Source organism: Helicobacter sp. 219-2, from assembly GCF_030053225.1.
Taxonomy (GTDB): Bacteria; Campylobacterota; Campylobacteria; order Campylobacterales; family Helicobacteraceae; genus Helicobacter; species Helicobacter pylori_C.
This window is the reverse complement of record NZ_JASGBS010000001.1, coordinates 1,122,942-1,137,331: the sequence shown is the minus strand read 5'-3', so window position 1 is coordinate 1,137,331 and position 14,390 is coordinate 1,122,942. Positions and strand designations below refer to the sequence as shown.

Annotated in this window: 12 protein-coding genes; 8 read left to right on the top strand and 4 right to left on the bottom strand. The window is 39.7% G+C overall.

Features of this window, described 5'->3' with window-relative positions; all coding sequences use genetic code 11:
• Positions 1-528: a hypothetical protein gene (locus P6280_RS05535; RefSeq protein WP_283237218.1), complete on the top strand. Its 528-nt coding sequence runs from the start codon at positions 1-3 to the stop codon at positions 526-528.
• A 21-nt stretch (positions 529-549) separates the two neighbouring features.
• Here the strand turns inward: P6280_RS05535 and P6280_RS05530 are convergent, their stop codons facing one another.
• The 4 genes from P6280_RS05530 to acnB all read right to left on the bottom strand — a co-directional run bounded on the left by P6280_RS05530 (position 550) and on the right by acnB (position 6,486).
• A complete protein-coding gene (locus P6280_RS05530; protein ID WP_283237217.1) occupies positions 550-1,917 on the bottom strand; it encodes an outer membrane family protein in 1,368 nt (455 codons plus the stop codon).
• A gap of 93 nt (positions 1,918-2,010) precedes the next feature.
• Positions 2,011-3,300: an IS701 family transposase gene (locus tag P6280_RS05525; protein ID WP_283237216.1), complete on the bottom strand. Its 1,290-nt coding sequence runs from the start codon at positions 3,298-3,300 to the stop codon at positions 2,011-2,013.
• Positions 3,301-3,580: 280 nt separating this feature from the next.
• A complete protein-coding gene (locus tag P6280_RS05520; RefSeq protein WP_283237215.1) occupies positions 3,581-3,850 on the bottom strand; it encodes a hypothetical protein in 270 nt (89 codons plus the stop codon).
• A gap of 77 nt (positions 3,851-3,927) precedes the next feature.
• Positions 3,928-6,486, bottom strand: a complete 2,559-nt coding sequence (gene acnB, locus P6280_RS05515; RefSeq protein WP_283237214.1) for a bifunctional aconitate hydratase 2/2-methylisocitrate dehydratase — start codon at positions 6,484-6,486, stop codon at positions 3,928-3,930.
• Between the two features lie 139 nt (positions 6,487-6,625).
• Here acnB and P6280_RS05510 point away from each other — a divergent pair, with 139 nt between their 5' ends.
• The 7 genes from P6280_RS05510 to P6280_RS05480 all read left to right on the top strand — a co-directional run bounded on the left by P6280_RS05510 (position 6,626) and on the right by P6280_RS05480 (position 14,375).
• Positions 6,626-7,309: an MqnA/MqnD/SBP family protein gene (locus P6280_RS05510; protein WP_283237213.1), complete on the top strand. Its 684-nt coding sequence runs from the start codon at positions 6,626-6,628 to the stop codon at positions 7,307-7,309.
• A gap of 108 nt (positions 7,310-7,417) precedes the next feature.
• A complete protein-coding gene (gene pyrH, locus P6280_RS05505) occupies positions 7,418-8,140 on the top strand; it encodes a UMP kinase (protein ID WP_001148049.1) in 723 nt (240 codons plus the stop codon).
• Between the two features lie 42 nt (positions 8,141-8,182).
• A complete protein-coding gene (locus tag P6280_RS05500; protein ID WP_000712202.1) occupies positions 8,183-8,407 on the top strand; it encodes a DNA-directed RNA polymerase subunit omega in 225 nt (74 codons plus the stop codon).
• A complete protein-coding gene (locus P6280_RS05495; protein ID WP_001002215.1) occupies positions 8,394-10,721 on the top strand; it encodes a RelA/SpoT family protein in 2,328 nt (775 codons plus the stop codon). Before P6280_RS05500 ends, P6280_RS05495 begins: the two co-directional genes overlap by 14 nt.
• A gap of 23 nt (positions 10,722-10,744) precedes the next feature.
• Positions 10,745-11,953, top strand: a complete 1,209-nt coding sequence (gene tyrS / locus P6280_RS05490) for a tyrosine--tRNA ligase (protein WP_283237212.1) — start codon at positions 10,745-10,747, stop codon at positions 11,951-11,953.
• Between the two features lie 16 nt (positions 11,954-11,969).
• Positions 11,970-13,061 carry a decanoate oxidase/trans-2-decenoyl-[acyl-carrier protein] isomerase FabX gene (fabX, locus tag P6280_RS05485; protein WP_000255219.1) on the top strand — a complete coding sequence of 364 codons (1,092 nt, stop codon included), beginning with the start codon at positions 11,970-11,972 and terminating at the stop codon, positions 13,059-13,061.
• A gap of 6 nt (positions 13,062-13,067) precedes the next feature.
• On the top strand, positions 13,068-14,375 hold the full coding sequence (locus P6280_RS05480; protein WP_283237211.1) for an N-acetylmuramoyl-L-alanine amidase family protein: 1,308 nt from the start codon (positions 13,068-13,070) through the stop codon (positions 14,373-14,375).
• Positions 14,376-14,390 lie beyond the last annotated feature (15 nt).

The window sequence follows — 14,390 nt, the reverse complement described above, 5'->3', positions numbered from 1 at the left end:
ATGCAGAAGTTTTTCTCTCGTTTTAGAAGGTGGGCGTTGCCCTTTTATTTTGTGAGCGCTTTAGTAGCGATTGATATTGATGAAGTAACAGAAGCTCAAGCTAACAGCATTAAATTAAGCGATCAGTTAGTAAGCCTGAGCGATAAGCTTTTAGAAAAAGCGGTTGATAGGGGGCACAATACCGATCACTTAAAAGATCTTAACGATTTGCATGAAAAAATCAAATATTTGCGCTTGATCTTAGAGCCTAAACCTAAGGACAAAGAAAATAATCCTAACTTAAAAGATCATCAAGGCTCTGAAATGATTGAAATCGGCGAAGCGATTAAAAAGGCTTTAGGCGATCCGGTATTCCCCCAAGACGCACTAGACGCCGCTTTGCAAATTGACAAACAATTGGATTCTTTTAAGCAAGATAATTTGGTTGATGTTAAGCCCTTAAAAGATGTTTTAGCCCAACTAGAAGCCGAATTGAGGAAAGCCATTAATTTCCAAAAACAATGGCTCAATTCTACCAAGCCTAATTGATAGGGGCCTAATTGATAGGGTTTAAAAAAAGAATTTCAAACTCACTATGAGATTGCTCCTGTCTTGTGTGTTCGCCTTAAAGGCTTTATCAAAAGGGCTAGTGAGATCATTAGTCTTATAGCCAGTGTGCATGCTCACCGCATAGTATTGTAAATTCACATCAACGCTAGCAAAATAACCCCATTTATAACCCAAGTGCAAGTCAATGGATCTTTCGCTCGCTCTGGTGGCGTAAGTGTATCTGCCTAAAATACCCCATAAAAACTCTCTATACACGCCCCCACCAAAGACATATCCGCTAACAGAGTCTGCGGTAACAGCGTTACTAAAAACCAAACCATAAACGCTGTTACTTCTTATGTCAAAAGGGATCGGGTTACCATACCAGCCAATCCTTGCGTTAGCGTTGCCAAAATTTTGGTAATAGCCAAAGCCAAAGTTAAATTCGTTGCAGTCAAAGCGTTGGTGGATTAAAAGCGATGAACCCCACTCGCCAATCTTAGAGTTACGCCAATACACATCGTATAAATCTTTAGCATAAACAGGGAAAATTACATTGATAAGGGTTTGAGATCGTAACCCTAAACCTCTAAATTTCGGGTTGCTATCAATATGGATTTTAATCCCGGGCGCCTCGTAAGTCTTAGGTGAAAAATAAAAAAAGGGCGTGGCTTTAACATGCTTGCTAGAAAAATAAAGTTGCACCGCATGAATGCCATCATCAACTTCTTTTCTGCCATCTTCAGTCACAAGGGGAGCATACCAATCTCGTATCCATTGCCCCATAGCCAAAGCCCTCCCAAAAGAGCTAAACCATTTTAACGACACCTTAGGTTTGATTTTATATTCTACTTCAAAACCCTCCGTATAACCGCTCATAAAATCCATGTTAGAGAGATAGCGCCCTAATTTTAAGTGGAATTTATCGCCATAAGAATAAAACAAATAGGAATTATATAAGACATAATTACGAGTGTGAGCGTCAGATTCTATGCGAGAGTCTTTCCAAGGAGCGTCGCCTAAATACCCCCACCAACGCCCTATGAAGTAATAAAGTTCTGAGCCATAGACTTGATGCGTGGCTTGGTCTATGAGCGTTTTTGTGGAATCATAAGCGAGCGCTCCTAAAATCCCCCCAACGCCTATTTTTAGGCTGTGTTTTTCAATGTTTTTAGGGAGCAGATTGGAATCAACTTGAAGCTTGATCGTGGCGGTTACAAAAGTGGCTGTAGGGAAAATGCCTTCTTTGGAATTGAGTTTGGAATGGTTAAACCCCACTTTAGAAAAGGATTCCGCTACCCCGCTAAACTTATAATCAAAAGCCAATAAAGGGCTTTGATTGTAAAGAATAGAAGCAAACAATAAAGGTAATTTTTGAAATTTTAACACAGAATAACCTTTGTTTAATTTTCGCTCGTATCGTATTCCAATTTTATTAAAAAACCTATTAAAAATGAAAGTATTCAAATAATTATCTGAATATTATTCTTTTTTTGTTTCGCTTCCATTTTTTATCGGCTCAAAAGAATACCCTAAAGCCTGATAAATTTGATTGTGGTAACGGACTTGATTGTCTTCTAAACTCTCTTGAAAAGATTTTTTAAAATGCGGATCTAGCGTGTTTAAAAACACCTCTAGTCCTATCGCGCTGGAATAATTCACCCAATCATGCCTTAAATCGCTCTCCAATAAGGAGGCGTATTCTATAAGCGTTTCATCGCTATTTTGTAAGGCATTGACAATGAATAAATTTTTTCTGTCTTTGGGCTGGGTGAGTAAGAGTAAAGAGGGGTTGAAATTGATTTGTGTGGAAAGGATTTTAAAGGGCTTGTATTCTAAAAGCCCTATTTGAGAAAGGATTAGACCGCTTTTAGTGGTAGGGGTGTTTAAAATCAAGGTAGAATTTTTAAAAAACGCATCATTTTTTCTAAAATTTTTAGAAAAACTCGTGGCTTGCTTGTAAGAAATATTTTCTTGGTGTTTGACTGCAATGTTTAAAGACTCCGTGATTTGCCTCAAGCGTTCACCTATTAAGCCATCATCATCGTATTCAATCACGGGTGAATTAGGGCTAATGAAAGCCGTGAGCATGCCTAATTGCTCTTTATAGTCAATCCCCCCAAAATACAAGAGCTCGCTTAAAGAACGATCGGTATGATTTTCTAATTGCGCTTTATTCACCGTAGGCACATAAGTAGGGGTGCTAATGGTGGTGTTTTGGATCAAATTTTCCACGCCCTCTTTAGTCAATAAGGCTATCACAAAAGGGAATTTTTCTTTTTCAATTTCTTTATAGGTTTGCTCTAATTTTTCAGGACTCTCTTCATCGCTGTCAAAGACTTGGATATTGAAATCGTTGTTTCTGGTGTTCAAATACGCTAAAAGAGTGTTCATCACCGAAATCGCATAACGCCCCACCACTTTTTTAGGTAGTAAAACCGCTAATTCAATCTTAGGCTCATAGCTTTCTTTGGCTGGAGTTTGAGAAGCGATGAATGCGGGGTTGAGTTTATTGAGTATGTCCTTGTAATAAGTTTTAAGACTCTCATCTTGGTTATTGTTATCGTATTGAGAAACAAAAGAAAAGATTTGATTTTGCAACATCAAGTCTTTCAAGCATTCCAAAGAGCAAGGCTCTGTCTTAATGATTTGCTGGTGTGCTGGGGGCAAAGGGGAAAACAGATAGCTTTTAGCGTTCAAGCTTATCGCGCAAAAAGTTGAAACAATCAGCACAAGGCGTTTGAAAAATCTTTTTCTTAAGGCGTATGGCATTTTTTAATATCTTTTAAACTGAATTTCCTAAAATTTTATTATAGAATATTTAATAACGAGACTAGTCCCACCCCTACAATCCAACAAGAGGACTTTTTTAAGGCGTGTGAGATTAAACACACTTTTGGAGATTTAAACTCTATAAAATCCCCATTATAGGGACACAGAGCGAGAGCCAAACCCCACAACTTTAATTTTTCAACCAACTTTAATTTCTTCAACCATTAAAGGATTGCATCAAAGGATTGCATGGCACATGCTTTCATGTTTTGATTATCCCCTAGCGCCAATTATAGATATAAGGCCTTAAGCTAATGCAATAATCTCTAGTGCTTAATATATCCTTACGCATATCCCCTAATTGCCCAGACAACACTTCTTGCACTCTTCTTAAATTGTTAATCTCAGTGTTCTGCACGCTGATTATTTTTTTTAAATCCCTTATCTCTTTAATCAAATCCGCATTGGTGATTGCCTTATTAACTTGCGCTGAATCCGCGCTTAAAAAAGCCAACGCCACACACCAACTCACAACGATTTTTTTTACCACTACTCTCCTTTTTATCCTCTCTCAACACTCAAGCCACAGCTAAATAAAAGGGATCGCCCCTTTTAATGAAAACAAAACTAGAGCCTGAAATTCTCCATTAAATTAAAGTTCATGTAGCGATAGATCTTGTCTTTTTGGCTCTCTAGCTTTTCACTCACTAAATTCATGTATTCTTCTTTAGTGGGGATTCTCCCTAGTAAAGCGCACGCCGCCCCAAGCTCTGCGCTGCCTAAATACACTTTAGCCCCTCTACCCATACGATTATCAAAATTCCGTGTGGAAGTAGAAAAGACGACCGCATTATCCCTAACCCTCGCCTGATTGCCCATGCACAAGCTACAGCCTGGGACTTCAGTCCTCGCCCCAGCAGCCCCAAAAATCGCATAATAGCCCTCATTAATAAGCTCTTGTTCATCCATTTTACTGGGTGGCACTACCCAAAGGCGTGCTTGACTGGGAGGAGCGTTTTTAACGATTTCGCCAAAGGCTCTAAAATGCCCGATGTTCGTCATGCAAGAGCCAATAAACACTTCATCAATAGCGTGCGGTCTTTTGCCGGTCGTATCCGCTAAAACTTCGCTCAAAGTAGCGACATCATCAGGGTCATTAGGGCATGCCAAAATAGGCTCAGTGATTTCTGCCACATCAATTTCAATGACAGCGGCGTATTGAGCGTTACTATCTGGCTCTAACAATACCGGATTATCCACCCAAGCTTGCATCGCATCTCTGCGTTTTTTCAAAGTCTCTTTGTCTTCATAACCGCTCGCAATCATCTCATCAATAAGCTTGATATTGGATTTCAAGTATTCAATCATCGGCTCTTTATTCAAACGAACCACGCAAGCAGCCGCGCTCCTTTCTGCGCTCGCATCGCTTAGTTCAAAAGCCTGCTCCATTTTAATATCAGGCAAGCCTTCAATCTCTAAAATACGCCCGTTAAAGACATTGATTTTACCCTTTTTCTCCACCGTGAGTAACCCTTTTTTGATCGCATAATAAGGGATCGCATTCACTAAATCCCTTAAAGTAATCCCAGGATTCATTTCCCCTTTAAAACGCACCAACACAGATTCTGGCATGTTCAAGGGCATCGTGCCTGTAACCGCTGCAAAAGCGACTAACCCGCTCCCTGCCGGGAAACTAATGCCTAAAGGGAAACGGGTGTGGCTATCCCCCCCTGTGCCTAAAGTGTCAGGCAATCCCATGCGGTTTAGCCATGTGTGGATCACGCCATCGCCCGGATGCAACGCCACACCGCCTCTTTGAGTGATAAAGCCAGGCAAGGTTGCATGCAAACTCACATCGCTAGGCTTTGGGTAAGCGGCGGTATGGCAAAAACTCTGCAACACAAAAGGCGCATCAAATTTCAAACTCGCTAATTCTTTAACCTCATCTCTAGTCATCGCCCCTGTGGTGTCTTGACTGCCCACGGTGGTAACCTTTGGCTCACAATAAGTGCCAGGTAAGATCCCTTTTACCCCACAAGCATGACCTACAATTTTTTGGGCTAAAGTGTAACCTTTAGCGTCGCTTTTAGGAGCGGATGGCTTTTTAAACGCTTCAGATTCGCCTAGCCCCAAAAATTTACGCGCTTTATTCGTCAAACCCCTACCAATGATTAAAGGGATACGCCCAGAAGCCCTAACTTCATCTAATAAAGTTTCAGGCTCTAGCTTAAAGGCGCTGACCACTTTATCATTCAGCGTGATTTCGCCTTTATAAGGATAGATTTTAATCATATCGCCCTCTTTTAAATCCTTAACATCAGCCACAATGGGTAATGCTCCACTATCTTCACAAGTCGCAAAGAAAATCGGAGCGATCACCCCCCCAATCACAATGCCCCCACTCCTTTTATTAGGCACAAAAGGAATGTCCTTACCAAAATGCCACATGATAGAGTTTGTTGCGCTTTTTCTAGAGCTTCCTGTGCCGACCACATCGCCCACATACGCTACAGGAACGCCTTTAGCTTTAATGGCTTTGATGCGTTGTTCGTAATTTTCAATCCTGTTTTTTAGCATCGCTTTGGCGTGTAAAGGAATATCGCTTCGTGTGAAAGCATCGCTCGCTGGGCTTAAATCATCGGTATTGGTTTCGCCATCAATCTTAAACACGCACGCTTCAATGCATTCATTCAAAGGCTCTTTATTCAAAAACCATTCAGCGTTCGCCCAAGACTCTAGCACCTCTTTAGCCAGAGCGTTAGTTTTACTCATTGCAGCGATTTTATCAAACGATCCATAGACTAAAAGAGTGGTTTTTAAAGCTTTTGCACTCTCTTTGGCGATGTTTTTGTCTTGACTTTCTAAGCCCATAATCAAAGGCTCTACATTATACCCCCCAAGCATCGTGCCTAAAAGAGTGGTCGCTTCTAAAGCGCTAATGTGCGTGCATTCTAGTTTTTTTTGAGACAATTTGGCTAAAAATTCCGCTTTCACTTTCGCCCCCTCATCAACCCCAGGGCTTACTCTGTGAATGAGTAATTCTTTAGCGAAAGCGGCATTTGTGGGATCTTTCATCAAAATCTCAACGACGGCTTCTACTTGTTTAGCGTTTAAAGGGAGCGGCGGGATACCCTCACTCTCTCTTTCTAAAACGCTTTTTTTATAATCTTCTAAAAAATCTTTCATCATTTCTCCTTTTAAATAGTGTTACTCACTAATACATTCTAATTGCATTGCAAACTACTCCATGATAACAAAACTCTTTTTACTTTTAGTTAAGTTGTAAGAAACTTTAGCTACCATGCGATATAAAAAAGGATTTTAAGTGCGTTTTGGTAAAATTGATTATTTAAACATGCTCCCTTTTGATGTGTTCATCAAATCCTACCCCACCCCTTGTTATTTCAAACAATTTTTACGGCTTAAAAAAACCTACCCATCCAAACTCAATGAGAGTTTTTTATTCAGGCGTATTGATGCGGGGTTTATTTCTTCTATCGCTGGCCATCAATTCGCTCTTCATTCCTATTCTCTAGGCATTGTCGCTTATAAGGAAGTTTTAAGCGTGCTGGTTGTGGATACAAAAAACGCTTTTGATAAAGAAAGCGCTTCTTCAAACGCTCTCTCTCAAGCGCTAGGGTTAAATGGCGAAGTGTTGATCGGCAATAAAGCGCTGCAGTTTTATTATTCCAACCCTAAAAAAGATTTTATAGATTTAGCCGCTCTTTGGTATGAAAAAAAACGCTTGCCGTTTGTTTTTGGGCGTTTGTGCTATTACCAAAACAAGGATTTTTACAAGCGCTTGTCTTTAGCTTTCAAACATCAAAAAACAAAAATCCCTTACTACATCCTTAAAGAAGCCGCTTTAAAAACCAACTTAAAATGCCAAGACATTCTAAACTACTTGCAAAAAATTTACTACACTTTAGGCAAAAAAGAACAATCAGGCCTTAAAGCGTTCTATCGTGAATTGTTATTCAAACGCATTCAAAAACCCAAGCGCTTTTAGTTATGCGCCAAGAACAGAGGCTTAAAAATTAGAAAGGGTGTTTTTAAGCAAGATTAGGTTACAATCATAAGTTTTATTAAAGTTTTATTAATTGATTAAGAAGGGATCATGCAAGCAAAAATAAAAAACAAACGGGTTTTGGTGAAATTTTCTGGGGAAGCGTTAGCTGGGGACAACCAGTTTGGGATTGACATTCATGTGTTAGATCACATCGCTAAAGAAATTAAAAGCTTAGTGGAAAACGCTATTGAAGTGGGTATTGTGATTGGTGGAGGCAATATCATTAGGGGGGTTAGTGCGGCTCAAGGGGGGATTATCAGGCGCACCAGTGGGGATTATATGGGCATGTTAGCCACCGTGATTAATGCAGTAGCCATGCAAGAAGCTTTAGAGCATATCGGTTTAGACACAAGAGTGCAAAGCGCGATTGAAATCAAAGAGATTTGTGAAAGTTACATTTACAGAAAAGCGATCAGGCATTTAGAAAAGGGTAGGGTGGTGATTTTTGGTGCTGGCACGGGAAACCCGTTTTTCACTACGGATACGGCTGCCACTTTAAGAGCGATTGAAATTGGATCGGATTTAATCATTAAAGCGACTAAAGTGGATGGCATTTACGATAAAGACCCTAACAAGTTTAAAGACGCTAAAAAATTAGACACTTTAAGCTATAACGATGCCTTGATAGGGGATATTGAAGTGATGGACGATACCGCTATTTCTTTAGCTAAAGACAATAAGCTCCCCATTGTGGTGTGTAACATGTTCAAAAAAGGGAATTTATTGCAAGTGATCAAGCACCAACAAGGCGTATTTTCTATGGTAAAATAAGCCCTTTAAAATTTGATAGAACTCTAAAATAAAAGGATCAATTTGAAAAAAGAGAGAACAGAGAGTTTAGTCGCTCAAGCCTTAAAAAATATTGGGAACGACCGCTACATGTTAGATAATTTAGTTTTCGCTCGTGTGAAGCAATTAAACGCCGGAGCCAAAACTTTAGTGAATATGGACCCTAAACGCCATAAATTAGTGGATATTGCTATCAGAGAAATCGCTGAGGGGAAAATTGATATAGACAGGATAGATGAACGAAATTGATAAATCCGTTGATATCGGATTCTTACGGATTCTTGATGTTATTAAAAAAGTTACGACCCCAAAGGGCGGCATTGAAATCTTAAGGACTTTAATTGATTTTACGCCCAAAATTGAAAACGCCCTAAATTTAGCGGCCAAAAGCCATAAGGGGCAGTATAGAAAAAGCGGCGAGCCTTATATTGTCCATCCTATTTGTGTGGCAAGCTTGGTAGCGTTTTGTGGGGGCGATGAGGCGATGGTGTGCGCGGCGCTTTTGCATGATGTGGTAGAAGACACGCCATGTAAAATTGAAACGATTGAGCAAGAATTTGGGCAAGATGTGGCTAATTTAGTGGATGCACTCACTAAAATCACTGAAATCAGGAAAGAAGAGTTAGGAGTGAGCGCTCAAGATCCCAGAATGGTGGTTTCAGCGCTCACTTTTAGAAAGATCCTAATTAGCGCGATACAAGATCCAAGAGCCTTAGTGGTAAAGATTAGCGACAGGTTGCACAACATGCTCACCTTAGACGCCTTGCCTCATGACAAACAAGTGCGTATTTCTAAAGAAACTCTAGCGGTGTATGCCCCCATAGCGAGCCGATTGGGCATGTCTTCAATCAAAAATGAATTAGAAGATAAGAGCTTTTATTATATTTATCCAGAAGAGTATAAAAATATCAAGGAATATTTGCACAAAAACAAGCAGTCTTTACTCTTAAAACTCAACGCTTTTGCGAGCAAGTTAGAAAAAAAACTTTTTGATAGCGGGTTTAGCCATTCGGATTTTAAACTCGTTACAAGGGTGAAACGCCCTTATTCTATCTATCTTAAGATGCAACGAAAGGGCGCGGTTAATATTGATGAAATTTTGGACTTGTTAGCCATTAGGATTTTATTGAAAAACCCGATTGATTGCTATAAGGTTTTAGGGATTATCCATTTGAATTTCAAACCCATTGTTTCTCGTTTTAAAGATTACATCGCTTTACCCAAAGAAAATGGCTATAAGACGATACACACGACCATTTTTGATGAATCTTCTGTTTATGAGGTGCAGATTCGCACCTTTGATATGCATATGGGGGCGGAGTATGGTAATTCAGCCCACTGGAAGTATAAAGCTGGGGGCGTGGATAATGAAGATCATCATGAGGGCATGAGGTGGTTGCAAAATTTTAAATACCATGACAGCGATTTGAAAAACGACCCTAAGGAATTTTACGAACTCGCTAAGAACGATTTGTATCGTGAAGACATTGTCGTTTTTTCGCCCCATGGGGACACTTACACCTTACCGGTGGGAGCGATTGCTTTAGATTTTGCTTACATGGTGCATAGCGATTTAGGCGATAAGGCCACGGACGCTTATATCAATAGTAAAAAAGCCTTACTCAATCAAGAATTAAGGAGTGGGGATGTGGTTAAAATCATTAAAGGCGATAAAGTAATACCTCGTTTCATTTGGATGGATCAGCTTAAAACTTCTAAGGCTAAAAACCATTTGCGCATCCAAAGAAGAAACCGCTTGAAAGAAATTGACACTAAGAGCATGATCAATATCTTAGCGACTTTTTTTGGGCGCTCTGTTTTTGAAGATGTGGATTTGAAAGATTATAAAAACTTTGAAGAAAAATTAACAGATTGTGGGGTGGAAACCACCTTAACAGAAGCGATGAAAAGCTTTGAAAATTTAGCCAAACTCACTGAAGAAATTGAAAATAAGGTGTTTTCTTTAAAAGAAGATGCGATTTTAGAATACCAAGAGATGAGTTTATGGACTCGAGGTTTAAGGTATTTGGGTTTTAAAACCAGCGTTTTGAATTTTTTAACCCCAAACCGGCAGTGGCAGTGTAAGGAATTGGAACATTTTAGCGTTTGTTCAAGCAACGCTTTAGAAATCAAACAGGTGTTGTTGAATGATTGTTGTTATCCTAAATATGGCGATGAAATCATTGCGATTGTAACGGATTTAAAAGATCCAAAAGCGATTGCACACCATAAATTTTGCAAAAAAGCGATGGCGGAAGTGGATGCTAAAGTGCCGATGGTTTATATAGAATGGCACAAGCGGGATCGAACGATTTATAAAATGATGTTTTATTTAGGCGAAAAAAAGTCGGTTTTAGCAAGTTTATTGACTTTTTTAAACAGGAATGAATGCAATATTGTGGGCGTGTCTTATTTGGGCTATAAAGACAAGTATTCTAGCCATTGTGAAGTGAGTTTTGAAATAGCTACGGATAAGGCGGATTGGATCAGAGCCTTAATCAATCGCAAATATCAAGATAGGATTGTAGAATTATCCAGTCTGGATGATGCTTATGAATCATAATAAGCCCTAATTAAGGAATGAACATGGAACAAAAAATCAGTATCGCCTTAAAAGAGATTACTAGAGGCGCTAATGAAATCATTGGATTAGAATATATTGAAAAGCTGGTGAGAAAATATTACGAAACCAATGAACGCTTTATCGTTAAAGCCGGGTTTGATCCTACCGCTCCAGATTTGCATTTAGGGCATACGGTATTGATCCAAAAACTGGCTTTATTGCAGCAGTATGGGGCTAGAGTGAAGTTTTTGATTGGGGATTTTACCGCTATGATAGGCGATCCTACAGGGAAAAATGAAACGAGAAAACCCTTAAACCGGGAGCAAGTCTTAGAAAACGCTAAAACTTATGAAGAGCAAATCTATAAAATTTTAGATCAAAAACACACCGAAGTGTGCTTTAATTCCACTTGGCTTGATGCTTTAGGCGCAAAAGGCATTATAGAATTGTGTGCAAAGTTTTCAGTCGCTAGAATGCTAGAAAGGGACGATTTCACTAAACGCTATAAAGAAAATCGCCCCATTAGCATCGTGGAATTTTTATACCCTTTGTTGCAAGGCTATGATTCAGTAGCGATGGATGCGGATATTGAGCTTGGGGGCAATGATCAAAAGTTTAATTTGCTGGTGGGGCGCTTTTTGCAACGCGCTTATGGCTTGAATAAAGAGCAATCTATCATCACCATGCCTTTATTAGAGGGGCTTGATGGGGTGCAAAAAATGAGTAAAAGCTTGGGGAATTATGTGGGGATCACGGAAGAGCCTAATGCGATGTTTGGGAAGATCATGAGCGTGAGCGATAATCTCATGTGGCGCTATTACACCCTTTTGAGTGCTAAAACTTTAGAAGAAATTGAAGACTTAAAACATGGTATTTTGAATCAAACCTTGCACCCTAAAGCCGTTAAAGAAGATCTCGCTGGTGAAATCGTGGCTCGTTATTATGATGATGAACAAGCCATCAAGGCTAAAGAGCAATTTTCTAAAGTGTTTAGCGCAAACCTTTTGCCCGAAATTTTATTAGAGAGCGATTTTGATGAGGGGGTTGGGATTTTAGATGTTTTAAAACAGATTGGCTTTTGCCCATCCACTTCACAAGCCAGGCGTGATATTCAAGGGGGAGGGGTAAAGATTAATCAAGAAGTGGTAAAAAATGAGAGTTATCGTTTTGTTAAAGGAAATTATGTTATACAGCTTGGTAAGAAAAGATTTATGAAATTAAATATTAACTAATATTAAGGAAAGAGCTATGGTATCAACACTCAAACCGCTAAAAATCGGTAAGCACACCATAAAATTCCCTATCTTTCAAGGGGGAATGGGTGTGGGGATTAGTTGGGATGAACTAGCTGGAAATGTTGCCAAAGAGGGGGCTTTAGGAGTGATTTCAGCCGTAGGGACTGGTTATTATAAAAACATGCGTTTTGTAGAAAGGATTGTGGCTAAAAAACCCTTTGAAGCCTTGAATTTTTACTCCAAAAAAGCGTTGAATGAGATTTTTGCAAACGCTAGGAAGATTTGTGGGAACAAGCCTTTAGGAGCGAATATTTTATACGCTATCAATGACTACGGCCGTGTTTTAAGGGACGCTTGTGAAGCAGGAGCGAATATTATTATTACAGGGGCTGGTTTGCCCACTAACATGCCTGAATTCGCTAAGGATTTTAGCGATGTGGCGCTCATCCCTATTATTTCTTCAGCGAAGGCTTTAAAAATCCTTTGTAAAAGGTGGAGCGATCGCTATAAAAGAATCCCGGACGCGTTTATTGTGGAAGGGCCTTTGAGTGGGGGGCATCAGGGCTTTAAATACGAAGATTGTTTCAAGGAAGAATTCCGATTAGAAAACTTAGTGCCTAAAGTCGTGGAAGCTTCTAAAGAATGGGGGAATATCCCTATCATCGCTGCTGGGGGGATTTGGGATAGGAAGGATATAGACACCATGCTAAGTCTTGGAGCGAGTGGGGTGCAAATGGCGACTCGTTTTTTAGGAACGAAAGAATGCGACGCTAAAGTGTATGCTGATCTTTTGCCCACGCTCAACAAAGAAGATATTTTACTCATTAAATCGCCTGTAGGCTATCCGGCTAGGGCTATTAATACGGGGGTGATCAAACGCATTGAAGAGGGTAATGCGCCCAAAATCGCATGCGTGAGCAATTGTGTAGCGCCTTGTAACAGGGGTGAAGAGGCTAAAAAGGTGGGCTATTGCATCGCTGATGGCTTGGGGCGCAGTTATTTAGGGAACAGAGAAGAGGGGCTTTATTTTACCGGGGCTAACGGCTATAGAGTGGATAAGATTATCAGCGTGCATGAATTGATTAAAGAGCTTACAGAGGGTTAATTTGTAGTGCTTGTGAGGTTAGGGGTTGTTGCATGTCTTTTTTGGTTGCATTTTGCTTATGCTACAACTCTTAAAATCATCAACATTGTGCCTTTTGGCTCTAGCAGCGTTAAAATCTCGTTCAATCAAGAAATTAAAAAATTCAAAGAAGTTTTGCTCAAAAATTTCAAGAGCTATTTGGAATTAGAAGCCATTTTAACCATTCCTAAAAAGCATTACCAATTTTCTAAACAATCGTCCATCACGATCGCACAATTTAGCCCTAAATTAGTGCGAGTGGTCATTAGCCATGCCCCTAAGATGACTTATGAAGTTAAAATCCTTAAAGACAAGCTCTATGTTTCTATCGTGGAGAAAAAGCCCTTATCTAGGCATCAAATGGTGCTAAAACCACCCAAACACCATGCGCTAAAACACCAAGCGCCTAAACCCGCCCCTAAATCTATTAAAAAAGAGGCTAAAGAGATTAAAGAGAAAACGCCAACTAAGCATGCGCATTCAAAACACACGCATTCTCAATTAAACGAAAGGAGCGCTAAAAAAGAAATTCCTAAAAAAGAAGCAGAAAATGAGAGTAAGAACCAAGTTTTTATAGCAGAAAAAAATGATGCTTTCATCAAAACCAAGCGCAAAAAACACAAAAAGATCGTTTTAGACGCCGGACATGGGGGAAAAGATTGCGGGGCGATGAGCTCGAATTTAGTGTGTGAAAAAGACATTGTTTTAGAAGTGGTGAAGTTTTTGCATAAAGAGCTTAAAAAAAGAGGCTATAGCGTTTTATTGACAAGGGATAAGGACATTTATATTGATTTAGTGGCTCGCACGGAATTAGCCAATAAAAAAAGCGCGGATTTATTCATCTCAGTGCATGCTAATTCCATCCCTAAACGCTCCACCTCTAACGCTCATGGCATAGAAACTTATTTTTTATCCACCGCAAGGAGCGAAAGGGCTAGGAAAGTGGCTGAGCAAGAAAATAAAGACAATGTGAATTTGATGGATTATTTTTCTAAAAGCTTGCTTTTAAATTCATTAAACACGCAGCGATTGATTGTTTCTAACAAACTGGCGATTGATGTGCAATACGGCATGCTCCAAAGTATCCGCAAAAATTACCCTGATGTGGTGGATGGGGGCGTGAGAGAGGGGCCTTTTTGGGTGTTAGCCGGGGCTTTGATGCCTTCAATTTTAATAGAAATTGGTTATAATTCCCATGCGATAGAATCTAAACGCATCCAAAGCAAACCGTATCAGAAAATCTTGGCTAAGGGTATTGCTGATGGCATTGATAGTTTCTTCAGCAAGAATGATTAGGCAATGATTAGGTTG

What these genes read in the sequence shown, in the direction of transcription:
- P6280_RS05535 (WP_283237218.1), top strand. Translation starts at nt 1, where the DNA reads ATGCAGAAGTTTTTCTCTCGTTTTAGAAGGTGGGCGTTGCCCTTTTAT.
- P6280_RS05525 (WP_283237216.1), bottom strand. Translation starts at nt 3,300, where the DNA reads ATGCCATACGCCTTAAGAAAAAGATTTTTCAAACGCCTTGTGCTGATT.
- acnB (WP_283237214.1), bottom strand. Translation starts at nt 6,486, where the DNA reads ATGAAAGATTTTTTAGAAGATTATAAAAAAAGCGTTTTAGAAAGAGAG.
- pyrH (WP_001148049.1), top strand. Translation starts at nt 7,418, where the DNA reads ATGCAAGCAAAAATAAAAAACAAACGGGTTTTGGTGAAATTTTCTGGG.
- P6280_RS05495 (WP_001002215.1), top strand. Translation starts at nt 8,394, where the DNA reads ATGAACGAAATTGATAAATCCGTTGATATCGGATTCTTACGGATTCTT.
- tyrS (WP_283237212.1), top strand. Translation starts at nt 10,745, where the DNA reads ATGGAACAAAAAATCAGTATCGCCTTAAAAGAGATTACTAGAGGCGCT.
- fabX (WP_000255219.1), top strand. Translation starts at nt 11,970, where the DNA reads ATGGTATCAACACTCAAACCGCTAAAAATCGGTAAGCACACCATAAAA.